The 23,399-nt window shown below is 46.1% G+C and carries 24 protein-coding genes; 7 read left to right on the top strand and 17 right to left on the bottom strand.

Annotated elements, in window-relative coordinates:
- Nucleotides 1-31: 31 nt before the first annotated feature.
- Entirely contained in the window at nt 32-820 is a 789-nt protein-coding gene (locus tag SY83_RS17115) for a phytanoyl-CoA dioxygenase family protein (RefSeq protein ID WP_068608706.1), read from the top strand.
- A 47-nt stretch (nt 821-867) separates the two neighbouring features.
- Here SY83_RS17115 and SY83_RS17110 read toward each other — a convergent pair whose 3' ends face one another.
- Nucleotides 868-1,983: a mandelate racemase/muconate lactonizing enzyme family protein gene (locus SY83_RS17110; protein ID WP_068608704.1), complete on the bottom strand. Its 1,116-nt coding sequence runs from the start codon at nt 1,981-1,983 to the stop codon at nt 868-870.
- Nucleotides 1,984-2,137: 154 nt separating this feature from the next.
- On the opposite strand from SY83_RS17110, the gene SY83_RS17105 reads away from it, so the two are divergent.
- Nucleotides 2,138-2,800: a GntR family transcriptional regulator gene (locus SY83_RS17105; RefSeq protein WP_068608702.1), complete on the top strand. Its 663-nt coding sequence runs from the start codon at nt 2,138-2,140 to the stop codon at nt 2,798-2,800.
- A gap of 60 nt (nt 2,801-2,860) precedes the next feature.
- Here SY83_RS17105 and SY83_RS17100 read toward each other — a convergent pair whose 3' ends face one another.
- The 4 genes from SY83_RS17100 to SY83_RS17085 all read right to left on the bottom strand — a co-directional run bounded on the left by SY83_RS17100 (nt 2,861) and on the right by SY83_RS17085 (nt 6,673).
- Nucleotides 2,861-3,586, bottom strand: coding sequence for a YebC/PmpR family DNA-binding transcriptional regulator (locus tag SY83_RS17100; protein WP_068608700.1), 726 nt, complete (start codon nt 3,584-3,586; stop codon nt 2,861-2,863).
- A 139-nt stretch (nt 3,587-3,725) separates the two neighbouring features.
- Nucleotides 3,726-4,436 carry a protein-glutamine gamma-glutamyltransferase gene (locus SY83_RS17095; protein WP_068608698.1) on the bottom strand — a complete coding sequence of 237 codons (711 nt, stop codon included), beginning with the start codon at nt 4,434-4,436 and terminating at the stop codon, nt 3,726-3,728.
- 72 nt (nt 4,437-4,508) lie between these two features.
- The gene (nhaC, locus tag SY83_RS17090) at nt 4,509-5,906 is read right to left on the bottom strand and encodes a Na+/H+ antiporter NhaC (RefSeq protein ID WP_068608696.1); all 1,398 of its coding nucleotides are present in this window, start codon (nt 5,904-5,906) and stop codon (nt 4,509-4,511) included.
- Nucleotides 5,907-6,106: 200 nt separating this feature from the next.
- The gene (locus SY83_RS17085; protein WP_068608694.1) at nt 6,107-6,673 is read right to left on the bottom strand and encodes a bifunctional transcriptional activator/DNA repair enzyme AdaA; all 567 of its coding nucleotides are present in this window, start codon (nt 6,671-6,673) and stop codon (nt 6,107-6,109) included.
- Nucleotides 6,674-6,806: 133 nt separating this feature from the next.
- Between SY83_RS17085 and SY83_RS17080 the strand changes: the two genes are divergently transcribed.
- On the top strand, nt 6,807-7,436 hold the full coding sequence (locus tag SY83_RS17080; protein ID WP_068608692.1) for a flavin reductase family protein: 630 nt from the start codon (nt 6,807-6,809) through the stop codon (nt 7,434-7,436).
- Nucleotides 7,437-7,480: 44 nt separating this feature from the next.
- Here the strand turns inward: SY83_RS17080 and SY83_RS17075 are convergent, their stop codons facing one another.
- Genes SY83_RS17075 through SY83_RS17060 form a run of 4 tightly spaced genes read right to left on the bottom strand, consistent with a single transcriptional unit; the run spans nt 7,481 to nt 11,687 of the window.
- Complete coding sequence (locus SY83_RS17075) at nt 7,481-8,296, bottom strand: carbohydrate ABC transporter permease (RefSeq protein WP_068608690.1); 816 nt, start codon at nt 8,294-8,296, stop codon at nt 7,481-7,483.
- Between the two features lie 23 nt (nt 8,297-8,319).
- Nucleotides 8,320-9,192, bottom strand: a complete 873-nt coding sequence (locus SY83_RS17070; protein WP_197479883.1) for a carbohydrate ABC transporter permease — start codon at nt 9,190-9,192, stop codon at nt 8,320-8,322.
- Nucleotide 9,193: 1 nt separating this feature from the next.
- The gene (locus SY83_RS17065; protein ID WP_068608687.1) at nt 9,194-10,513 is read right to left on the bottom strand and encodes an ABC transporter substrate-binding protein; all 1,320 of its coding nucleotides are present in this window, start codon (nt 10,511-10,513) and stop codon (nt 9,194-9,196) included.
- Nucleotides 10,514-10,550: 37 nt separating this feature from the next.
- Entirely contained in the window at nt 10,551-11,687 is a 1,137-nt protein-coding gene (locus tag SY83_RS17060; RefSeq protein ID WP_068608686.1) for an LLM class flavin-dependent oxidoreductase, read from the bottom strand.
- A 279-nt stretch (nt 11,688-11,966) separates the two neighbouring features.
- Between SY83_RS17060 and SY83_RS17055 the strand changes: the two genes are divergently transcribed.
- Both SY83_RS17055 and SY83_RS17050 read left to right on the top strand, forming a co-directional pair.
- Nucleotides 11,967-12,821 (top strand): helix-turn-helix domain-containing protein, encoded by an 855-nt coding sequence (locus tag SY83_RS17055; RefSeq protein WP_068608684.1) that lies wholly within the window; start codon nt 11,967-11,969, stop codon nt 12,819-12,821.
- A gap of 70 nt (nt 12,822-12,891) precedes the next feature.
- A complete protein-coding gene (locus SY83_RS17050; protein ID WP_068608682.1) occupies nt 12,892-13,134 on the top strand; it encodes a GlsB/YeaQ/YmgE family stress response membrane protein in 243 nt (80 codons plus the stop codon).
- 56 nt (nt 13,135-13,190) lie between these two features.
- Here the strand turns inward: SY83_RS17050 and SY83_RS17045 are convergent, their stop codons facing one another.
- The gene (locus SY83_RS17045; RefSeq protein WP_068608680.1) at nt 13,191-13,883 is read right to left on the bottom strand and encodes an RNA polymerase sigma factor; all 693 of its coding nucleotides are present in this window, start codon (nt 13,881-13,883) and stop codon (nt 13,191-13,193) included.
- A gap of 223 nt (nt 13,884-14,106) precedes the next feature.
- Between SY83_RS17045 and clpP the strand changes: the two genes are divergently transcribed.
- Nucleotides 14,107-14,688, top strand: a complete 582-nt coding sequence (gene clpP / locus SY83_RS17040) for an ATP-dependent Clp endopeptidase proteolytic subunit ClpP (RefSeq protein ID WP_068608678.1) — start codon at nt 14,107-14,109, stop codon at nt 14,686-14,688.
- 44 nt (nt 14,689-14,732) lie between these two features.
- On the opposite strand, the gene SY83_RS17035 is transcribed toward clpP, so the two are convergent.
- Nucleotides 14,733-15,587 (bottom strand): manganese catalase family protein, encoded by an 855-nt coding sequence (locus SY83_RS17035; RefSeq protein ID WP_068611170.1) that lies wholly within the window; start codon nt 15,585-15,587, stop codon nt 14,733-14,735.
- Nucleotides 15,588-15,663: 76 nt separating this feature from the next.
- On the bottom strand, nt 15,664-16,581 hold the full coding sequence (locus tag SY83_RS17030; protein ID WP_331709957.1) for a tyrosine-type recombinase/integrase: 918 nt from the start codon (nt 16,579-16,581) through the stop codon (nt 15,664-15,666).
- 209 nt (nt 16,582-16,790) lie between these two features.
- On the opposite strand from SY83_RS17030, the gene SY83_RS17025 reads away from it, so the two are divergent.
- Nucleotides 16,791-18,041: an MFS transporter gene (locus SY83_RS17025; protein WP_068608675.1), complete on the top strand. Its 1,251-nt coding sequence runs from the start codon at nt 16,791-16,793 to the stop codon at nt 18,039-18,041.
- 81 nt (nt 18,042-18,122) lie between these two features.
- On the opposite strand, the gene SY83_RS17020 is transcribed toward SY83_RS17025, so the two are convergent.
- The 5 genes from SY83_RS17020 to SY83_RS17000 form a co-directional block, all read right to left on the bottom strand.
- Entirely contained in the window at nt 18,123-18,491 is a 369-nt protein-coding gene (locus tag SY83_RS17020; protein WP_068608673.1) for a hypothetical protein, read from the bottom strand.
- Nucleotides 18,492-18,526: 35 nt separating this feature from the next.
- Nucleotides 18,527-19,417, bottom strand: a complete 891-nt coding sequence (locus SY83_RS17015; protein ID WP_068608671.1) for a M23 family metallopeptidase — start codon at nt 19,415-19,417, stop codon at nt 18,527-18,529.
- A 97-nt stretch (nt 19,418-19,514) separates the two neighbouring features.
- Nucleotides 19,515-20,750 (bottom strand): aminopeptidase, encoded by a 1,236-nt coding sequence (locus tag SY83_RS17010; RefSeq protein WP_068608669.1) that lies wholly within the window; start codon nt 20,748-20,750, stop codon nt 19,515-19,517.
- A 26-nt stretch (nt 20,751-20,776) separates the two neighbouring features.
- Nucleotides 20,777-21,844: a dual-specificity RNA methyltransferase RlmN gene (gene rlmN, locus SY83_RS17005; protein WP_068608667.1), complete on the bottom strand. Its 1,068-nt coding sequence runs from the start codon at nt 21,842-21,844 to the stop codon at nt 20,777-20,779.
- 68 nt (nt 21,845-21,912) lie between these two features.
- A complete protein-coding gene (locus SY83_RS17000) occupies nt 21,913-23,325 on the bottom strand; it encodes a protoporphyrinogen oxidase (RefSeq protein ID WP_068608665.1) in 1,413 nt (470 codons plus the stop codon).
- Nucleotides 23,326-23,399 lie beyond the last annotated feature (74 nt).

Genomic DNA, 23,399 nt, shown 5'->3' with positions numbered 1-23,399 from the left:
TGATATCACCCATATATGGAGGGATTTACACATGACTTTACATGGATTAAGCGAAGAGCAACTTACAACGTGGAATCGCGAAGGATACCTAGTTTTTGAATCGTTTCTATCAGACCAGGAAATTGACCTTTATAACCATCAACTTGATGAAACCTTCGAACGATTTAACCAGTTCGGCGGTACGAATCCTGAGCATGGCCAGTTACAGAACGTTCAGCAGGTATGTAATATTATTGAACATCATGAGGGGTTCCTGGAGCTTATGGAAAACCCGCGAATGATGTCGGTCATGCGAGACGTGTTGGGGGATTCCTTCGTAATGATTGATAATGACGGTCTCCTTAAACCGCCGCAGAAGGAAGCCCATACGAATTGGCACCGGGATACCGGAATACAGATGATTGTCGATGAGAAGCCTGTTCCTTTCATGGTAAAAGTGTTTTATTTCCTTTCTGACGTAGATTATGACGGCGGTTGTCTCGCCTTCCTTCCCCGCAGCATTCATATGCGTAATGATGAATTGCCTAAAGTAACCAAGCAGGAAGATATGCCTGGCCATGTCCGCATGAATGTGAAGAAGGGAACGGCCGTTGTTTTCCAAGGACATCTGTATCATTCGGCGTTGAACAATTATACGGATCATACCCGCCGTTCGGTAATATACAATTATGCGCCTTCTGTCGTGCGTACCTGGCCGGGATATGAGCCTTCTGAAACCTTGAAGGTGAAGGCTCATACGAATTTGCGCAAGATGCTGCTGGGGATGTCCCCTTGGGTAAGCGATTCTAAAGCATTCGAGACAACGGGTATTTTAACTTAAGTAAGACAATCGTAAGAGCGCCTTGCTAATCTAGCAGGCGCTCTTTCTCATGATCGAAACTTGGCTTCCACCTTGTCATCAATGTCAATACCCAGTCCCGGCCGATCCGGCAAAGTTACATAACCATCTTGAAAGACGATCGGGTTGGCAACCAGATGTCGGGCCAGCGGAGACTCGGATACAGTGTACTCAAGCAAATAGCCGTTCGGCATGCTGGCAACATAATGTGTACTAGCCGCTACGAGGATTCCCGTCTTAAACGCGTGCGGTACAACCTTCTTGTTATGGTCATACGCCATCGTTGCAATTTTCTTCCCTTCTGTTAATCCGCCGCATCGTCCTAGATCGGGTTGCAGAATATCAAGCCGCGCTTCACGAAGGAGTCGGTCATATGCCCTTCTCCCACTCTCCTGCTCTCCTGCGGCGATATAAATATCAACCGCATCCGCCAGCTGCGCGTAACCGGTAAGATCATCCGGAGGTAAAGGTTCTTCGAGCCAATAGACTCCATACTCTTCAAATTTCTTCGCCATACGGATGGCATGTTGAGCGTCCCAAACATGTCCTATGTCGATCATGAGATCCACATGAGGACCGATTACAGATCGGATCGTCTTGACCGCCTCGATATCGAATCGCTCATCCCTGCCAAGCGGTCCCCAACCGAATTTGATGGCTTTGTAGCCATAGCCCATATACTTCTCGGCAAGTTTAGCAGCCTCTTGAATGGTTTCGGACATAACCAGGCTCGCATAAGCTTTAATTTTCTCCCGGTAAATGCCTCCAAGCATTTGAGCAACGGGTCTGCCAGTAACCTTTCCAATGATGTCCCATAGCGCAATATCAATCCCGCTCATGGCGTGTATAGCAGGTCCTGTGCGTCCGAAATACAGCGTTCCCCTAAACATCCGTTCCCAAATCTTCTCGATTTCGAACGGGTCCATTCCCACAATCAGATCTCGCAGTCCGTTAGCAATCAGATGCGAAGCGGGGGCTTCAATAATAGCTTTAGCCACCATAGGTGAAGAGTCAATTTCTCCGATTCCTGATATGCCTTCATCCGTATGTACTCGAACCATTAATGTGTCTTGTGTGCCGTCACAACGCTGTGGATCAATCTCAGGTAATTTTAAATACACGACTTCAACGTCCGTAATCTTCATAACACATCCTCCTCATCAGACTATAAAATCCACCCTCCCCACACTATACTCAGCCTAATTGTCGATTGTCAACAATACATTGTCTACAATCGACATTTACATAAATCACATTTCATTTTATAATCGAATGATTAGTTATTAGGAGGATCTTGATATGCCAAGCCATCGCTTTAATACCCATAAGCCTGTATCCCTGCGGCATGTAATTGCGGATGATATACGGCAAGCCATTATCGAAGGACGTTTGAAATCCGGGGAACGACTGGTGGAACTAGAGCTTTCCAAGCAGATGGGTGTTAGCAGAGGTCCGATACGCGAGGCGTTGCGTGTGTTGGAACAAGAGGGGCTGATTCATTCTCATCCCTATAAAGAAACAGTTGTAGCGGAATTTTCAGCCGAGGAAGTCGTTCACGTCTTGATTCCTATTAGACTTACTGTAGAATTATATGCCTTGCGCAAGGCAATACCGCTAATGAACGAAACGGACTTCAACCACATGCAAACTTATATCGACGAGATGCGGGCAAGCGGAAAAGCGGGGAATATTCCTAAGCTGGTGGATTATGATTTAGCGTTTCATGAATATATCGTAAGAAAACCGGACCTCACCAACATTACTAACATGTGGTCTAATATCTACAATCGGATCCGCCTGCACTTTCTTATGCAGGATCATCTCTATGAAGACATTTCAACTACCTGGAAACAACATCAAGTCTTGCTGGATGCTATACGCACTATGGATATTGAACTGTCCTGCGCTGAACTGAACAAGCACATTTATGATTCCAACATTGCTTTGTTGAAACAAGAATAAAGCCAGCAAGGACTTATCCCTTGCCGGCTTGTCCGCCACGCCTTATGTTCATGTGTTTTCCTAGTCTTCGTCGTCAAACTCCACATTGTGATATACCTGTTGCACATCTTCCAGATCTTCCAGCGCGTCAATCAGCTTATCGAATTGAGCCTGAGCGTCCTCTGGAATCGTCACGAAGTTCTGAGCCAACATCGTAATCTCGGCAATGGTAAACTCCTCCACTCCCGCCGTCTTCAAGGCATCTTGAACCGCATGGAACTGATCCGGCTCGGCGTATACGATAACAGCCTCATCTTCTTCAAGGATGTCACGCACGTCTACATCCGCTTCCAACAGAATTTCCATCACGTTGTCCGCCGATTTCCCTTCCAGTCCGATAACGGCTGTTTCATCAAACATATAATTTACCGAGCCGCTAACGCCCATGTTGCCGCCGCTCTTATTGAAGGCGGAACGCACATCGGGCGCCGTGCGGTTTACATTATCCGTTAACGCGTCCACTATGACCATGGAACCGCTCGGTCCAAAGCCTTCGTAACGTAACTCAACGTAGTTCTGATCGGAGCTTCCCTTCGCTTTATCCAGGGCGCGATCAATGATCGCTTTCGGCACATTGTACGTTTTGGCGCGCTCCAGCACAACTTTTAATGCTTGGTTTGATTCCGGATTCGGCTCGCCCTTCTTAGCTGCGACATAAATCTCAATACCGAACTTGGCATAAACCCGGCTAGTATTCTTATCTTTCGAAGCTTTCTTTTCCTTAATGTTGTTCCACTTGCGACCCATCACCAATCACACTCACTTTGACTAATAAAATAGTTGTAAACAGATACCCATACTCTCCATCTTAATCGAAAACAAGGCAGGAGTACAAGTCTATGACGGACAAAAAAAACCACAGGCCATTTACACCTGCAGCTGGTTACTATATAAAATATAACAAATCGTTTATTTGCGCATAGAGTAACGGTTCTCTACGGGAGCCGGCCCTCAGGCTTAATTCCTGATGGTTACGCATCTCCGCAGGTGCGTATTGTGCTAAATATGCATAATTGGGGTACGTAATCTGGTCTTCCAGGTAGGCGGATTCATCAGCGTCGGCGTGTCTTTGCCGGTTCAAAGCTTTAATCATTCCCGCCGCATTCTTGATGCCAAGGCCATGTCCGTAATACAGGTCATTGCCCATCTTAATGACATTTTCCCCTTGCCATTCCAGCTTATCACGGTTGACATCGGGATTTTTGAAATAAAGAATGTCCCCCGGTAAAGCATACCCACTGTCTATGACCCGGTTGGTAAGTCCCAAATCACGGTCGTTGTTCCAGCTGTATAATTCGAGATCCGGAAATAACGTGTTGAATGATTCTTCTCCAATCGTATCCAGCACCGCCTTATACATCAAAATGACAACAGCGACCGCGCATTCAAACGCATACTTAGGACCATGCACAAATATATCTTTGATGCCGGCGGCCGGTGTCACTCCTTTTTTCAACAGAAACCCGCCCTGATTGGTCAAATGCCAGTATTTGTCGTTGCATCGGGAGTTTCGAAAATTAGCGAATCGGGTGCCCCCCGTATTCATATCCCTCGCGGCTTCCAGAATATTCGCTCTCAAGGACGATTCAAATGACATAGCATATCCCCTTCTCCATATTCAACATTCACTTCTATTATTGTATGGATTAGGGTTGGGCGATGTGACCGTTCACATCTTCATTTTATGTTCGTATAGCGTCTTTTCCCGGAGATAAGGTAACGTTGCATACATAAATGTGAGAATGGGCGAAAGCCACAGAAAGAACGCATATGGCATGTAGGCGGTGACGGGCACATGAAGTGCATTCGCAAAGAATGCACCGCTGACTCCCCAGGGAACCAGAGCATTGACCAGAGTACCGCAGTCTTCTAATGTTCGGGATAATGTTTTGGCAGGTATCAAACGGTGCTTGAATTCTTCCCGAAACATTTGTCCCGGCAAGAGAATGGACAAGTATTGTTCCCCGGTTAACAAATTAACACCTATCGATGAAGTGCCCGCCGCCCAGACCATCGCTCCGTTCGACTGAATCGGACGCACCCATCTGCGGAATAAAGCCGTAATCACCCCGCCGTGCTGAAGAATCCCGCCTAAAGCTAATGCGATCAAGATTAGTGAAACCGACCACATCATGGACTGCAACCCGCCGCGATTGACAATCGACGCCACGATTTCATTCGTGAAATCCGCTTTATATCCCTGTTGCATCACTTGAAACCAAACCGAAGGATTGCTGTTTCCCTGGGTCACAGCGGTTACGACTAACCCGGAGGCAATGCCGGCGGTCAGTGTTGGCAGGATCGGATAGCGTCGCATCGAACCCATCAAGACAACCAGAAGCGGGGTCAACGTTAACCAGTGAAGATGAAAGTTTTGAGATAAAGAAGTTTGAACCGACTTCAATTGTTCCATCGGCATATCTTCCTTTGTGCCCGACCATAAGAAAATAAACACCGTAATGATCATAGCAGGACCTGATGTATACATCATATTGCGAATATGTGTGTATAAGTCCGTGCCTGCGACGGCAGGCGCGAAATTCGTCGTATCCGACAAAGGCGACATTTTGTCACCGAAGCAAGCCCCGCTTACAATCGCTCCGGCAGCTACATATGGATCCGCCCCGATCGCTGTTCCAATGCCCATAAGCGCGACACCGACAGTGGAGATCGTTGTAAATGAGCTGCCTGTAAATAAGGATACCAGAACCGTTATACCCAAAGCGCTGAAAGCAAAATAACGAGCATCAAGCCACTCCATTCCTACATATAACAGGGTTGGCACAGTTCCGCTCATCATCCATGTACCGATTAGAATACCAATTAAGCACAAGATGAGAATGGGTTGCAGAGCATTGCGTATGCCCTCGATCATTCCATGTTCAATTCGGTTCCAACGGACTCCAAACCATTTAAGCAGCAGCGCCGTTATAACAGTTGCAGTTAACAAAGGTATATGCGGCTCCGATTTCATAACGAATATGGAGTAAATGAGCCAGCCCACAAGACAACCTAAAATAATTAAACTCTGTCTAAAGCCGGGTTCCTCGGAAGAAGTTTCATTCATGATGTTACACCCCTACAAAAATTTCTGAACTACTTTCAACGCTTCTGTGCTTTTATGCTTTTGTGCGTTGAAGCATGTTTGTGCGCAGATTCAAAGTATAGTTGATCTCCGCTATACCGTCAAGACGCGAAAGAACTTTCCGGGAAGGAAAGTTCTTCAACATTAGCGTATTAATTAGCGTATTCGTTTGTTGCCTTACTTCATGTCCGATTGCGGTATGCTTTGGGTGATACCTGTGTATTTTTGCGAAAAGTGTAGGAGAAGTGCGAAGGTGAACTAAATCCTGTGCGTAAACCGATTTCCGTTATCGTTAACTCGGTGCTCAAGAGCAATTGCTTCGCCTTAGTTAAGCGGAAGTCTGTTACATACTCACCAAGGGTAACATTCATCTTCTTCTTAAACATACGATGCAAATGATACTGATTAATAAACATCAACTCGGCCAAGGAGGTCAAGCATAAGTTCTCATGATAACGAGATTCAATATAGGATAATGTTTCTTCTATAATCTCATCTTCTCTTGACCTACCATGGGCATCCGCGGGCTGACACCTTTTACAGGGCCTAAATCCTTCATGGATCGCTTCAGAAGGTTCGTTGAAGATGAATACATTCGTTCGTTTAGGCTCACGGGATGGACAGGAAGGTTTGCAAAAAATTCGTGTCGTCTTCACACCGTAATAAAAGATGCCGTCAAATTGTTTGTCACACTCCACGATGGCTTGCCATTCCTCTATTCTCAATGAATCAGCCCACCCTTCCTTCACTCAAATTATACCATGCCATGAGCAGCTTATCTTCAATTCTAAATGTACTGTCAAGATTTCGAAAGTTTCAATAGCCAAATTAAGGTACATTACAGATGCAATCCAGTTGGAATTGATGAGGGAGAAATGTGGAATGAAACATGTTGAAATTCAGCCGAATATCTTGTATTTCGGAACACCTGTCGTATTGATCAGTACGATGAACGAAGACGGCTCCGCGAACTTGGCACCCATGTCTTCCGCTTGGTGGCTAAACCAATCGTGCATGCTTGGTTTAAGCCGGAAGTCCCAAACCGTAGAGAATTTGCAAAGGAACAAGGAGTGCGTGCTCAATCTTCCATCTGTGGAACTTGTCCGGGCTGTAGATCGGCTTGCTCTCTATACAGGCAAAAATCCAGTTCCTGAAAGCAAAGCTAAACGAGGCTATACCTATCTAGGGGATAAATTTGAAACCGCAGGGGTATCTGAGCAACCGTCGCACCTTGTTGGACCCCCCCGTGTGATGGAATGTCCTGTACAATTGGAAGCAACTATGGTTCAAATACACGATTTCGAGCAACCAAGCAGTCTTGTATCTATTGAGGTGAAAATCTTAAAGGTACATATTGATGAGGAGCTACTGTTGTATAAAGATCAACATTATATTGATCCGGATAAGTGGAAACCCTTGATCATGAATTTCTGTGAATTCTACGGGCTTAACGGCAGGGTTCACTCTTCCAGATTAGCACCATTATTCACCCCCCTTGTTAAACACAATTAAATAACCAAAAAGACGCCGAATCGGCGTCCTTCCTTTCTTCCAATCTAACCTTTGACCGCTCCTGCCAACGTACCTGAGATGAAGTAACGTTGAAGAAACACAAACATAATAACCATGGGGATAGTTGCGATCGTGACTCCCGTTAATAACATCGGATAATCCGTGACATACTCTCCCCGAAACCGCAACATAGCCAGCGGTAAAGTTAATTTGTCACTGCCGTTCACAAGCAACATAGGAAACAATAAATCATTCCATACGATGACGAACAAGAAAGCAGCCGTCGCAGCAAAGAATGGCGCGCACAGCGGAACAGCAATCTGTGTTAACAACCTCCACTCGCCCGCACCGTCGATGGATGCCGCTTCCATCATCTCTTTTGGAAGAGTTCGCATAAATCCCGTTAACATAAACACGGACAATGGAATAAGCATAGCGACTGTAACCGCGGTCAAGCCGGATAAGCTGTTATTCCACCCCAGCCGGTTAACAAGTAAATAAATCGGAATAATATTCACCTGAGAAGGAATCATCATGCCTAAGGCAAAAAATCCGAATACGACGGTACTTGTTAAGCGCCCTAACCTGGTGATGCCGTAGGCGATCATTCCGGAAATGACAAGTTCTATAAAGACAGAACTTCCGGTGACAATAGCACTGTTACTGATATATCGCCACATCTGCTGCCCTTGAAAAATCGTTATATAGTTATGAAAGGACAGAGACGGCGGAATCCCGAGCGGGTCTGTAATGAACTGTGGTGTGGTTTTGAACGATGTGGATAACACCAACAGTAGAGGACCAAGTATGATAACCGCGAATACAGCCAGTAAACCCCAGCCGGCGATTCGAATCCACATGATGTATGTACACCTCCGAAGGTTTAATAAGTAATTCGATCGGTGCGAAGCACTCGGAACTGCAGGAATGTAATGACTGAGATCAGAACGAGGAACACTACGGAACCCGCGGAAGCTAAACCAAAGGAATAATTCGTAAATGCGGAACTATAAATGAACGTTGTCAAGATTTCCGTAGAATAGGCTGGTCCTCCACCCGTCATTGTGAACACCAGATCGAAAGCTTTGAAGGATTGAATGGTAGTGTACGATACCACGATAGCCGCAGCAGGAGCGAGTAACGGCCACATGATCTTCGTAAAGATTTGAAGACGTGAACCACCGTCAAGCTTGGCGGACTCCAGTAACTCCTTGGGTATAGCTTGAATCCCAGCCACAAACAGAATCACCATTTGTCCGATATGCGCCCAAGCTTGCACGGCGGCAACGGAGAAGATGGCCATATTCATATTTCCAAGCCAATTTTGCGCAAGATTCGGCAAACCGGCTTTGGCGAACATCAGATTTAACGCGCCTTGCGTCGGATCATAGACAAACGTCCAGATAAATCCGACAGCCACGGACGAGATAATCGTCGGAATGAAGTAGAGCGACCGCAGCGCCACATTTACCTTGGTGTTTCCTGCAAGCCTTAAAGCCAATAGTAATGAGATTAAAGTCTGGGCAGCAACCACGAAAAGCATAAATTTAAGGTTATTTACGAATGCCTTTCGAAAAACAATATCCTCAGAAAGACGTACATAGTTATCGGTCCCGACAAAACGGTAGGACGGCGATAAACCGTCCCAATCCGTAAATGAGTAATACAAGCCGGTGAGCGAAGGATAAATAAACAAGAATAGATATAACAGAGTCCCCGGCAGGAAGAATATATAGATAAGTTTGGATCTTCTCATATTACCCTTTGATCTGTTGATCTACGATCGCCTGAGCTTCTTTAGCGGCATCTTCCGGAGATTTTCCGCCAAGGACAGCTTGGATTGAGCTCGTTACAGCTTTCTGAATCTCTGTGTTCGTGATCGTGAAACGCGGTTGGAATCTCGTTTTACGTGAAGTCCATGAGGAAACGATCTTTAATTCCTCGCTAGTGTATTCCACATCTTTCACCGTAACCCCTTGAACCGTTCCATTCGCATATTCCGCCGCAATCTCTGTTCTGCTTAGGAATTCAAGAAACTTCTTCGCTTCTTCGGGATGTTTGGATTTGCTGTTCACACCAAGCATAAATGTTGTGGTATGAATCCCCTCGAATACCGCCTTGTCCGCTGTTACCGTAATCGGCGCCAACAAACCTTGCACCAGATTCGGGTTATTCTTCTTATTCTGAGCCAGCTGGTAAGAGCCGGTTGCCAGAATGGCCGCTTTTTCTTGGGCAAATAATGCGCCCGCACCCTGATCTTTGGTACCCAGGGCATCCTTCTGGAAATAGCCTTTGTCGTTCAGTTCTTTGAACTGGGACAATGTCTTGATCCACCAGTCTTCTGTCAGCTTCGCTTCCCCGTTGACCAGTTTCGTGAAGATCTGTTCATCCGGCGCGTTGTTCATAACCATCGTGTTCATAAACTGACCCGGGCCGATATCGGCTCCCGGAAAAGCAATCGGTGTAATACCGGCTTGCTTCAACTTTTCCGCGGCGGCAAGGAAACCATCCCAGTCCTTAGGGATCTCGATCCCGTGTTTTTCAAACAACTTCACATTATAAATGGGCATGTTGTATACAAGTTGATACGGAACAGCGTATTGTTTTCCGTCTTTCTGGCCTGACTGGATCAGGTTTGGCGTAAAGTTATTTAAGAACGGCGCCCCTGAAAGATCCGTGAATATACCCGCTTTTACGATGGCCTCGAATTGAGCGCCGGGAAACGATGCAAACACATCTCCTACGGATTCATCCAATAACTTGGCTTGCGCTGTAGATTGATACTGTTCGGAAGTAAACACCTGAGTTTCAATCGTGATCCCAGGATTTTCGGTCTGAAACTTGGAGATGATTCCGTCCAGTACCGCCTTGTCTTCCCCCCGCCAATGGATAAAGCTTAATTTCACCGGTTCGGCTTCTTTTCCGCTATCTTTGGAAGGCTCGTTTGCTTCCGGTGTTGTTTCCTTCACTGTTGAGTTGGTATTGTTGGACGCCGACCCGTTAGTGTCAGAGCCGCAGGCTGCAAGGAAAACAATTAAGATCAAAGCTATTGTGGACAGTACGAAACGTTTATTCATGTACAAAATCCTCCCTTAAAATATACATTTGTTTTCATTACACGTGTACACCACGCTCGGCTAATTTACGCTTTAGTAAAGGCATTAGAATATCTCCGGAAATGACGGCTTCTTCTAAATGCGGGTACCCTGACAGGATAAAAGAGGTTACGCCGATGTCTACGAATTCGAGAATCCGATCTGTTACCTGCTCGGGTGTCCCCACGAATGCCACAGCCCCTCCGCCTCGGATGGCGGACAATCCGGACCATAAATTCGGACCAATGACATAATCATTGTTGCTTGATTCTTCCCACAATTCCATCTGGCGCTTCTGATTTACCGCGTCCGTCTTGCTGTGAAGCTTCTCTCTGGACTTCATCATTTCGGGATCAGCCTTACTGATAATATTCCATGCCGCTTCCCATGCCGCTTCTTCACTATCTCGAACAACTAATTGAGCCCGAATGCCGTATCGAAGCTCTCGTGAAGCTCCCTTGGCGTTTTTTAGCTCTTCCAAGTAGTTCTTCATCTCGTTAATCTGTCCTTGAATCCAATCCAGCGGCTCGGCCCACATGAGATAGACGTCAGCGAATTCAGCCGCTACCTGTTTACCTGCCGGTGAACTTCCGCCGAAATATAGCGGAGGATGGCTATCCGTGTAAGGTGCTGGTCGAACTTTACCCCCTTCAATTTCGTAATGTTCCCCTTTGAAATTTAGCGTCTCGGCTGTTCTTCCCGAAGCTTCATCCCAAACTCCCCTAACGATTTGCAGAAACTCTCTCGTTCTTTCATATCTGCCGTCATGGTTTTCAGCCAACGCGTCTCCCGCAGCCTTCAAATCAGCCGGATAATGGCCAGTTACCACATTGACGAGCACACGGCCTTGAGACATCTGATCCAGCGTAGTCGCCATCTGCGCCGATAATACAGGGGCAACTAGTCCCGGTCTCATGGCTACCAGGGATTTGAAATTCTTGGTCTTGGCCGCAATCCATGAACCCACAACCCAAGCGTCCAGACACGCTCCTCCCGTGGGAATTAAGGCAAATTCATAACCTGCTTGCTCGGCTGCCTGGGCAACCTGAACCATGTACTCCACAGTGGATTCGCGTTCCGGCGGAATACCGATATGTTCACCGTCCCCCGTCGTTGGTATGAACCACCCAAACTCGACTTTTGTGGTTTCACTCATTGTTCTCTTCTCCTCCGCATCATACGAAGTGCCGCCATAAGCTAAAAAAATACAACATACCCGGCATTACATCCGTTCAGTTGCATCTCCAGTAGTCTGGTCGACAATTCCTAGTTGTTTAGTTGGTATTATGTATAAGTAGAACTATACAGCAACTTCGTAACTGGGTAAATGTCAATCCGTGGCATTTATAATTTGTCTTTTTGTGGTATTGTATGAGTATATAGTGCTTGAAAACGCCATTTAAGTTGATTACTATCAGATAAATGAGGTGATACCATGAGCGGGTTTATGAAAGAAGAAGCAAACGAATTTTTGGAAAATCATTACTTCATCCCCTCTTCCTTTGAGAAGTCGGGAGGCGCATGGCCTTTGCGAATAGGTACCAATGTTGTAAAGACTCACTACCATATCGGACCTCGCACTTCTCCTTACTATTTCTTGATGTTTGTTCTGGAAGGAACAGGTATGTTCCATCAAGGCGGAGGGAGTTACCCGTTAAAGAGCGGCGATCTGTTTTGCCTGTTTCCTCAAGTTGTGCATGAGTATTATACCGACCCCCACGATACGCTTAAGAAGATCTGGTTTGCTTTTGACGGAAAACAGGCGCTGGACCTTCTTAAGAGGATCGGACTGGTTCCGCATCGGCCGTTTCTCCCCGGCGGCGCCAATGTTGATGCCATTCATCTGATGCAAGAATTTCTGCAGGCTTCTAGAGTTCGCGGGGCTTGTACGGACTTAAACCGGATGGTTTATTTCCTGCGTGTATTCGATTGTCTATCCAACCCATCCAACAACGGACTTGATGCGATGGTATCATCCACTTCATGGCTTGAACGGGGCCGGGACTATATGGAGATACATTATGCCGAAGGGATTACCATTCAGGAGATGGCCGCATATGCAGGTGTGGATCGAACAACCTTCGCTAAGAAGTTTAAACAAATTTATGGAATTTCTCCCGTCCAATATTTACAGAAACTTCGGATTGAGCAATCTAAGTTGCTGCTGAAAGAAACCCAGTATAAACTGTCTGAAATTGCAGAATCTGTAGGATATGCGGATCTATTCACATTCTCAAAAGCTTTCAAAAAGTTTGTCGGCATAGCTCCGCTTAGTTACAGAAAGTTGTAGCATCACCGGAATAACTTTGTCCAAACCCCATACATATGAAGTAAGCTTCTAATCAAGGAGGGTTCTTATTATGGAGTTTTTATGGATGTTGATTGTTGGCGGCGTTATCGGTTGGTTTGCTCAGATTGTCAGTGGCAAAAATATCCCGGGCGGTGTAATCGGTAATGTCATCGCCGGTATTATCGGATCTTGGCTCGGGGTGGCGCTGCTCGGAACGTTCGGTCCCGTTGTGGGCGGATTCTCAATCATTCCCGCCATTATCGGGGCCGTTATTTTCGTGTTCCTCTTCTCATTAATTGCACGTAAAATGTAAGCAAAGCTGAATATTGAACATGAAAAAGACGCCGAAATGGCGTCTTTTTCATTTCACTATGCCGCCATGAACATGTCCGATCGGCGGGACATGTTTATGGAACGAGTCTCGATCGCTTTGATCTGAACCTGAACGACAGCGACCGCTGAGTCCGCTTCGTTACTCAGCACCATCCGCACGAGCAGCGCCACATCTCCGTCCATATATGCCGCGGCGATTGCTTTCAGGTAATCACGAGCCCCTTCTTCTTGCGGTAAGGGTAATCCCCCTTTATCAAGCTCCTCCCTTACAGCGAGGATTGATTGCCGTCCTCGCAAAAGAGCGGCTTTCACTGCGCCTTCCGTGGTCCCTAGATGTTCCGATGCTTCCTTAGCGGTATAACCGAACACATCCCGTAACATAAATACCGTTCTCTGCACAGGCGTTAGATAGTGAATCATCGTATGAAAAATGATTTCCAGCTGTATCGTACCCTCGTTCATTTCTTGCTTTGTACTGGACAGATCTTGTTGCATAATTTTGTGTAACCGCGCCTGACGACGAATTTTATCAATCCAAGTGTTCCGAGCAATACGGTATAAGAATGCATCCGATTTCTCGGGTCGGTTACCTTGGTCATGCTGAATCGCTTTCAGCCAAGTATCTTGTGCTAAATCCTCGGCCTCCCAAGAAGATCTAGTCATAGAATTACAATATCGAATCAATTTAGTGTGTTCCGCGGTTGTATGGTAAATGTTTTCTTTAGACATTCAGGACATCCCCTTTGGGCTTAAAGATTTACATATCTACAGTATACACGAATGTAATTCCCCAAAAGGTACGCACCAACTTCAGAAAAATAATGATTTGGCATAACCGGAGTACCCTTAAATATAAATTCTCCTTTCCATTTATTATTTCAAAGTATCCTTTACCAAAGCATAATCGTTTACTATACGTCACCTAATAAACGATGATGCGGAGGAATATGCAATGAATTATATGCCTTATGTAGTGGAACAGACGAGTCGCGGTGAACGGTCCTATGACATTTATTCCCGACTGTTGAAAGACCGAATTATTTTTCTTGGAGCGGCCATTGATGATCAGCTGGCCAACAGCATCATTGCTCAGTTACTGTTCTTGTCCGCTGAAGATCCGGAGAAGGATATTCACATGTACATTAACAGTCCCGGCGGATCCACCTCGGCAGGCTTTGGCATATTTGACACGATGCAGTTTATTAAGCCTCAAGTCAGCACAATTTGTACGGGATTTGCCGCCTCCTTCGCCGCGTTGCTGTTACTCGCAGGAGCAGAAGGGAAACGATTCGCCCTGCCGAACAGTGAAATCATGATTCATCAACCGCATGGCGGCGCCCAAGGGCAGGCCAGCGATATCGCGATCAGCGCGAAGCGAATCCTCATGATTCGTGAGAAATCCACGCGAATTACCGCGGAGCGAACCGGTCAACCATTTGAGAAAGTGGAAAAAGACATGGACCGCGATTTCTTCTTATCTGCTCAAGAAGCGCTGGAATACGGGATCATTGACAAAGTCATTACCAGCTTGTAATGAAATACGCCACCTGGGACGATAAGTCTAAGGTGGCGTACATATTAATTATTTAAGTCATACAATCCAGGGCTATGCTCATTAGGCATTTCTGGCATCCTCGGTAAAGTAAATCCTTGCGGAGGCTCAATTACTTCTAAATTACCTTTATTGCGGCTTGGAGATTCCCCTTGGAATACTTCACCGATTCTCGTATCATCCAGTCTAAAGTTGAATTGCGCATTGTGATAGCCCATATCAACAAACTTCCGGCATTCCGGATATTTATTAAGATCATAGTTCGGTACAGGAAATAGCTTACCCCAATCAACACCAAGGGTTTCAAGCGCTTTGGCGAAAGCATTCTGGTGAGCATTATCCCGAACAATTAAGAAGCCCAGTGTTTCACGAAACGTTTTATTGGAACTCATTTCATATATTCGAGTTTTTTGGAGAACGCCCGTAGATTCCACTACTAAGTTATCCAGTAAGTCACTTATCAAATTACCGTGGTTATACACGTAATTGCCAAGCCAAGGATTGCCTGCTGCGTCTGCCGGCAGTGATGCTTGGGCACCGATAATGTAATGATGCGGATTGGCATGTTTTATGGCTTCATCCAAAGGTGCGCCATCCCTGCCTGCGTTCCCAGGCTGTTCATATCCAGAACCGTTCAGCAATTGGTTAATGGTGTGCTGTACCAATTCAACATGCGCAATTTCCTCCAAGAATACGCCGCGAACCAAGTCCTGATACTGCGTATCTTTACCGCGAAAGTTATTGCTTTGAAAAAAGTACTGCATCATCGTCCGCATTTCACCATAGTGACCGCCGAGAATTTCTTGCAGTACCTTAGCGGCAGCTGGATCCGGTTGATCCGGCACAATCTGGTTGATTAAATCTTGTTTGTAAAAATAAATGACAAAACCCTCCGCTTCCAATGTTATGTAATTTTCACATTGGTATTATGCACAGTATCAATTCATTTATTCTAGATTAAAATCGAACATTTCGGTTCATTGTGGCCATCGCTTGCTTCTTCTGATCATCATTCACATGGGTATAAATCATCGTCGTCTCAATGGAAGCATGCCCCATCAACTCTTTCACAATCCGCACATCTACACCGTTATTCAACAGCATCGTGGCAAACGAGTGCCGTAACTTATGACAGGATAGGTCCATGTCGCTTAAGTGCGGATGGTGCTTTTTGAAACTGGCAAAAGTCAGTCCGGCGATCTTCTGAATTTGGCGAATGGATAATCGCTGCTTTTTCTGTGAAACAAAGAAGGCTTCCTCCCTTGTGCTGTAAGGATGAATGCGTTCTTCTTCCACTTTGGCCAAATAAGGCAACAGCAGTTCAGGTACCGGGATCTCATTCCACTTCCGACCTTTCCCCAGCACTTCAAGCGTTCCTTTCAACTTTCGGAAATGGGAGAGATTTAGCCGATGCACCTCACCGACCCGCAAGCCGCAATAGCCCATCAGCATGAAGATCGCAATATTGCGTTCCTTGTACCGCCCATTTATGAATTGAAGTGCATTCGCCAAGTCTTGTTCCTCAAGGTAAACCGGTTTCTTATTCTTCTCCGTCTTTGATTTCTTTACATCGTTGGCAGGATTTCGTTCCGCCAGTTCAAAATCGATCAAGGCCGCATAAAAGGTTCGAATCGCGGACAATGTTCGATTACGGGTATGCTCCCCGGTTGTGGACTGTTTGCCTACCAGAAAGCTGATCACATTCATCTTCGTTGCTTTATGTACTTCACGTCCGTCCAGAGAAACAAGATAGGATTGGACTTCACGCATATATTCTTTTCTGGTCGTCTCGGTGTAGCCCGCCTGCTTCATCCATAGAATGAAGGCGTCCATGACCTCTGTGTATTGTTCTATAAACTCCGTAATAAGCGGCAAAAATTACATCCCCCAGGTCTAAAACGCAATATTTAATGTGTTTAAATCGAAAGTGCGCAAAACATTGATTTTGCGCACTTATTATAGCACAAAAAACAGAGAAGGATAAACTTTAGAAAATATGGCTAAAGCAGAATTATCCTCTGGCAAATCGCACAAAACATTGTACAATAGAAGGACGTCCAAAATGGTAAGGTGGTAATAAAAGTATGGAAACCGTAAAGCAAACGAACAAAGCACCAAGTCTGCTACAGAATAAATTTTTGCAGACCATATTATTGTCCAACATGTTACTTCAGATCGGGATTTGGGTAAGGAACTTTGCTATTCTGCTCTTTGTTGCTGCAAAAACCAACAACGACCCTTATGCAATCTCCTTGATAAGTGTAGCGGAATTTGCGCCTATCTTCGTATTTTCGTTTATCGGCGGCACCTTCGCGGATCGTTGGCGTCCGAAGCGCACAATGATATGGTGTGATTTATTATCTGCCGTATCTGTCTTTGTCGTTCTGATCACGATCCATTTCGGATCATGGGAATGGGTGTATCTGGTTGCCTTTATTTCCGCGATTCTGTCGCAGTTTTCCCAACCTTCCGGCATGCGTTTATTTAAATATCATGTGCCCGAAGAGCAGCTGCAGCAGGGAATGGCGCTGTTTCAATCCGTAATGGCAACCTTTATGGTTCTTGGGCCCATGCTCGGAACTTTTGTCTACAGCCGATTCGGACTGGAAGTTTCTATTGCCGTGATGGGTATTGCATTCCTGCTGTCCGCTGTGGTGCTACTCCGACTGCCTAAAGATGTGCAAGAGGATCGTCCTCCAGCGGTAAAAGGACAGTTTAAGCAAGAATTTATGGAGGGCTTCCGTTATGTATGGCAGAGCCAAGTATTGCGCGTACTGGGACTTGTGTTCATACTTGCTGGATTGGCTGTCGGTGTCGCACAGGCGCTGAACTTGTTCATTGTTACGGAAAGATTGGGCAAGAGCGAGGAGTTCCTGCAGTATATCCTGATGATCAACGGGATTGCGATGCTGGCCGGAGGCGGTATTGTGGCTGTATTCGCCAAAAAGGTTCCGCCGCAAGTTCTGCTTGCCATCGGTATGCTGGTTGGGGCTGTATGTACCGTAATTGTAGGGTATTCCGAAAGTGTTCCGCTCACATTGGTTACCCAATTCTTTAACGGCCTGGTGTTCCCTTGCATTCATATCGGAATAAGCACCATGATTCTTACATGGTCCCATAACTCGATCGTGGGCAGGGTTAACGGCGTGCTCAACCCGATGTTTATCGGAATGATGGTTGTGTCCATGTCCTTTGCAGGCGTACTGAAAGACGCATTCCCCCTCACTTCCATCTACGCCGGAGCAGGAGTTCTGTTCTTGTTGGGAGCATGCGTGTTGGTTCCGATTATGAAACAAAAAGCGCCAAATACAGCTGTAGAAGAACAAGTGGCATAATAATATCAAAATCACCAAAAAGCCTTATCCTTCCGACCGGAGGAAAAGGCTTTTTTTTCTGCAATGATTTGGCTTCCTGCACTACAATTCCAATGGCGGTACTTCGATGATGAGGTCCGGTTCATCATGTATGAGTGTGATTTGAAAGGTCCCCATCAAGTCCCTCTCCGCATGGATCATCTCGTTATTCAACCATAATTCTAACTGTTCAAGTGCGGTTCGGGTTTCATCCAGTATAATTAGCCGCGTTTGTTTTAAATTGGGGTATAGTTGTAAAGCATCGGCCATTGCAATTTCAAATTGTAGGCAAATGGACCGGTTGGAGAACATCTTGTAATCGTTAACCCAGCCTCCGCTTTGTTGAATGATTTGCTTGGCATCGTCTATTGCATCATGTCGGTTATATTTTGCAACGGTATTCATCTGAATGAAAGTGGGCGCTTTAGCCATTAATCATTTTCTCCTGACTTTAGTCTATGTCGGTATTATGAGGTCCACCTGAACGGGTTCGTGTTGTAAAATTGATTCGGATTTACAGGTACGTTGTGCATCCAGAAAGCAAAGTGCAGATGGGGTCCCGTGGAAAATCCCGTTGAACCCACCCATCCGATGACCTGTCCGCGCTTGACCGTTTCGCCAGGCTTAACATTCAGCTTGGACAAGTGAATATATTGTGAGAACAACTTCATGCCGTGATCTACATAAATGGAGTTCCCCGACAGATAAAGGGATTCCGCCAGCACAACCTTTCCGTCATTGGTTGCCTTCACGGGGGTTCCGGTCTTCGCGGCATAATCAATCGCCATATGGGATTTATCGAACTTACCGTTCACGAAGCGTGTTTCCCCGTAATAAGTAGAAACTCGTCCGCTCACAGGCTGGATGAAGGATGATGTGTACAGCAGGGTAGGTTGGGATTTACTGCGCGCCGCGTTAATCTTCTTCTGATCCTCTTCAATCCGTTTCGTGTTCCGTTTCATCCCTTCCATCTGTTTGGTCACTTGTAAATATTGTGTTTTAAATTTCTTTGTGATGACTTTCAGCTTCTGATTTCCGATGGTGTAAGTCCCCGGTTTGACATGTCGTTGGATTGGTAAATATGTATAATATCCTGAACCGAATGGTTGCAACGTGTAGCTCTTGCCTTGCCAACTTACCTTACTTGCCTTGCTGCTTCGCACGAAAACTGCATCGCCGATCGACACGGTTTCCGGAAACAAGGACCATGATGAACGTTTCGCTTGTTCGGCTGTTGTATGGTTCAGAAACATGTTCGTTTCTTTATCTTTCACGTGGGAAGTGTTAACGTCAAACCCCGATGTCAGGGCGAAAGTACCCAAGCCTAATATAAAGAGAATTTTCATTCGCATCTTCATCCCAGTTCCTCCCAAACCATAGTCTATCTTCATTATACATAAAAAGAGCCGAAAGTACCCCAAGGATACTCCCGGCTTAAGTTTCAATCACAGTAGTTTAAATCGCCCAGTTGCCTTTACGGAAGATCGGAGTTGTTGTACCGTCACGAAGGATCGCATCGATATCCATCTCCGCGGAACCGATCATAAAGTCGACATGGGTCATGCTCTGGTTCACGCCGTTTTTCTCCAGCTCCTCGGGAGACATCGTTTTGCCACCTTCCACGTTAAACGCATACCCGCTGCCGATCGCCAAATGGTTCGAAGCATTCTCATCAAACAGCGTATTCAGGAACAATACACCGGATAGCGAGATCGGCGATTCATGCGGCACCAGCGCGACTTCACCAATATAATGGGAACCTTCGTCCGTATCCACAAGTTGTTGCAGAATATCTTGACCCTGCTCCGCTTCCACCTTCACGATACGGCCCTCTTCAAAGGTCAGTTTAAAGTTGTCAATAATGTTCCCGCCATAGCTAAGAGGCTTGGTGCTGGACACAACACCCTGAATTCCGTTTCGTTGCGGCACCGTAAACACTTCCTCTGTGGGCATATTCGCCATAAAAGGAATGTTCTTCTCGTTCGTGCTGCCCGCGCCGACCCATAAATGCTTTTCATTGAACTCAATCGTCAGGTCTGTGCCATTCGCCTGGTAATGAAGTTTATGAATGCCGAGTCCGTTCAAAATATCCACTTTCTTATGTAGGTTCGCGTTATGCTCTTCCCATGCCTTCACAGGGTTCTCGGCATGTAACCGAACAGAGTCGAAGATCGCGCTCCACAGTTTCTCAACCGCATCTTGACCGGACACATCTGTGAAGACCTTCTCGGCCCAATCTTTGGTGGCTGCCGCCACGACGGTCCAACTGACTTTGTCGGATTGAATCGCGCGACGGAATTCCTTAAGACCTTGACCGGCAGCCTTCTGGAAATTGCCGATTCGTTTAGGATCAATCCCTTTAAGTAACGCCGGATTCGGGGAAGTAATGGAGATAAATGCTGCCCCTTTCTCGACGAAACTGTTACGCTTCAGCGTTTCCCAAGCCGGGAAATCATGAAACACTTCTTCAGCGGCCTTCTCGTATTTCATTCTTGTCAAGGCCTCGTCTGTCCAATCCACATGGACATTGCTGGCTCCCGCTTCATAGGCTTTCGCGGCAACAATCCGAACGAATTGCGCAATCTCGGTTGTTGCCCCGTTGATAACTACTTCTTGTCCTTGCTGAATGTTCACGCCGACTTTCACGATCAATTCCGCATATACGGATAGCTGTTGTTCAAATGTAGACATATCCTCGCCCCTTAAATTTAGAGTGATTACAAGCTTGGTTCTTTCATTTGTTTGCTTCTTAGTTGGCCACAAGCGGCATCGATGTCTGCGCCGTGTTCCAGGCGAACACTGCAGCTTACGCCGTGCTTCTTTAACGTATCGAAGAAGGCGGTTACCGTATCGCGTTCGGTCCGTTGGTATTGACTGTGTTCATCCACAGGATTGTAAGGAATCAAATTGACATTTACAGCCGATTTGCGCTTTTCTCCAATTAATGCGGCTAATTCCACAGCGTGTTCCCTCTGGTCATTGACATCTTTGAGCAAAATATATTCCAGCGTCACCCTGCGTTTGGTCTTCTCCAAATAATAATCGATTGAATCCATTAACTGCGCAATCGGTATCGCTCGGTTAATCTTCATGATTCGTGTTCTCAGTTCATCATTCGGAGCATGCAAGGATACGGCCAGGTTAACGCCAAGTTGAGTATCGGTAAATTCCACGATTTTGGCGGCCAATCCGCTCGTTGACACTGTGATATGTCTGGCGCCGATCGCCAACCCCTTCTGATCCTTAACCACATTAATGAAATCAACCATGTTGCCGAAGTTATCAAAAGGCTCCCCGATGCCCATCACCACGATATGACTGACACGTTCCTCTTTCTGAAGACTGTCAAGAAAGAGCTGGACTTTCATGATTTGCCCAACAATTTCTCCGCTGGACAAATCACGGCTCTTCGCCAGCAAACCGCTTGCACAGAAGCTGCAGCCGATATTACATCCCACTTGGGTAGTGACACAGACGGATAAGCCAAATTTATGACGCATCAGGACGGTTTCAATGAGATTGCCGTCTTGCAACCGAAGCAGAAACTTGATCGTGCCGTCCGCCGATTCCTGCAGGGTATGCTCTTCTAAAGTCTGAATAGCGAAGTGTTCTTCCAGCAGACGCAAGCAATCCGGTTTGACATCCTCCATATCGGAGAAAGATGTAACCCGCTTGCGGTAAAGCCAATCCCATACCTGAGATGCGCGGAATTTGCGGTGTCCGCGTTCGCCAAGCCATGCGGTTAGTTGTTCAAATGTTAATCCATAGATGGATTCCGTGTTCATCCTTCGTTCCTCTTTCCAAAACTTAAACTACAGTTCTATTCTTGTTGCAAACTGCGCTGATCATCTGATTAGTATTGTCTCAAATCCGCTTTATGAATACAAGTCATGATCTTGTTGGCCGTATGCTCTCCGTTCGCTATACAGTCCGGAATCCCCACGCCGTAGTAGGAACAACCTGCCACAAAGAGCCCTGGGTGCGTCTCCGCTAATAGGCTTTCCAGGTTAGATACAATGTCATGATGTCCCAAGTGATAATTGGGCATGGTCTCATGCCAACGGGTCACCCGATAAGTTACAGGTTGGCCTGAGATGCCTAAACTGCGCTCAATATCCGTTAAGGCCACCTCCAACAACTGGTCCTCTGTTAGTCTTTGCAGCGTTTCATAGACGGGCTTTGAGCTTTTGTAAAACAAACGTACTAACAGCCTGCTGTTCTCCGACGTATGAGACCATTTGCGACTGGTCCAGGTACATGCATTACATGCCAAGTCACTGTCATCGGCTGCTATAAAGCCTGTTCCATCCTTAGGGAGTTGTTCATCGGGGACATCCATTCCGATATAAACGCTGATTAGAGAGCTGTTCTTCAATCGGTCGAACTCCAAATCTAATTGTTCATCATCCAGCAGTTTCTGCGCTACGGGATGATGCGTACTCAACACAACATAATCTGCATGAATCTTTCGATCATCTGATGCAGTGACGACATATCCTTCCGTTTCTAGTTGTTGAATTTGGGTCGCCCGGACCCCTTTCCGAATCTCCACCCCATCCAGTCGTTGTTCAAAGCGATCAATCAGTGTTGAAACGCCATTTTGAAAAGAGAGAAATTTGGGCTTTCCGTCTCCCTTAAGTTTAGTTCGGTTCTCCGAGAGTCCTTTAAGGATGCTGCCGTATTGATTCTTGTATTCCAGTAAATAAGGTAAAGTGGATGCGATGGTTAACTGATCAAGCTTTCCCGAATAAACGCCTGACATCACCGGCTCAATCTGCCGCTCCACCAACTCCTTACCCAGGAAGTGCACCAGAAATTCGCCCATGGAATCGTTCTTGGTAAATTGTTCATTCGGTGTGTAGTAATCCTTCAATGCCTCCAGTTTGCCTTCAGGGGAAACCAGTTCACTCTCCACAAGAGATTGCAGACTTAGCGGAATACCGAATATACAGTCCTCCGGGATCGGTTTTAACTCCCCGTCGATATGAATATAAGATGTTCCCGTAGCGTTATAGACGACATCTTCGGTGAGATCGAGATCTTCCAAAAAAGCGGCTACATTAGACTTTCGGCTTACAATTGAATCCGCGCCGGTCTCCATAATAAATTCGCCTTCGTGATGCGTACTGATTTTGCCCCCTAGAGAGGACTCAGCTTCCAGTAAAATTAATTTCGCGTCTATTCGATTGGTCTGCAGCATCTTCTGCAGATAGTACATCGTTGACAGCCCGGTAACGCCGCCGCCGATGACCAATATGGTTTTCATAGTTGTGCACCTCAGTGTGTGAATTTCTCTGTGAACATTCGTTATATGAAGTATAACAGAAGTTTCCCAAAGGA

This window comes from Paenibacillus swuensis (genome assembly GCF_001644605.1).
GTDB classification, from domain to species: Bacteria; Bacillota; Bacilli; order Paenibacillales; family DY6; genus Paenibacillus_N; species Paenibacillus_N swuensis.
This window is presented reverse-complemented; position numbering and strand designations above follow the sequence as displayed.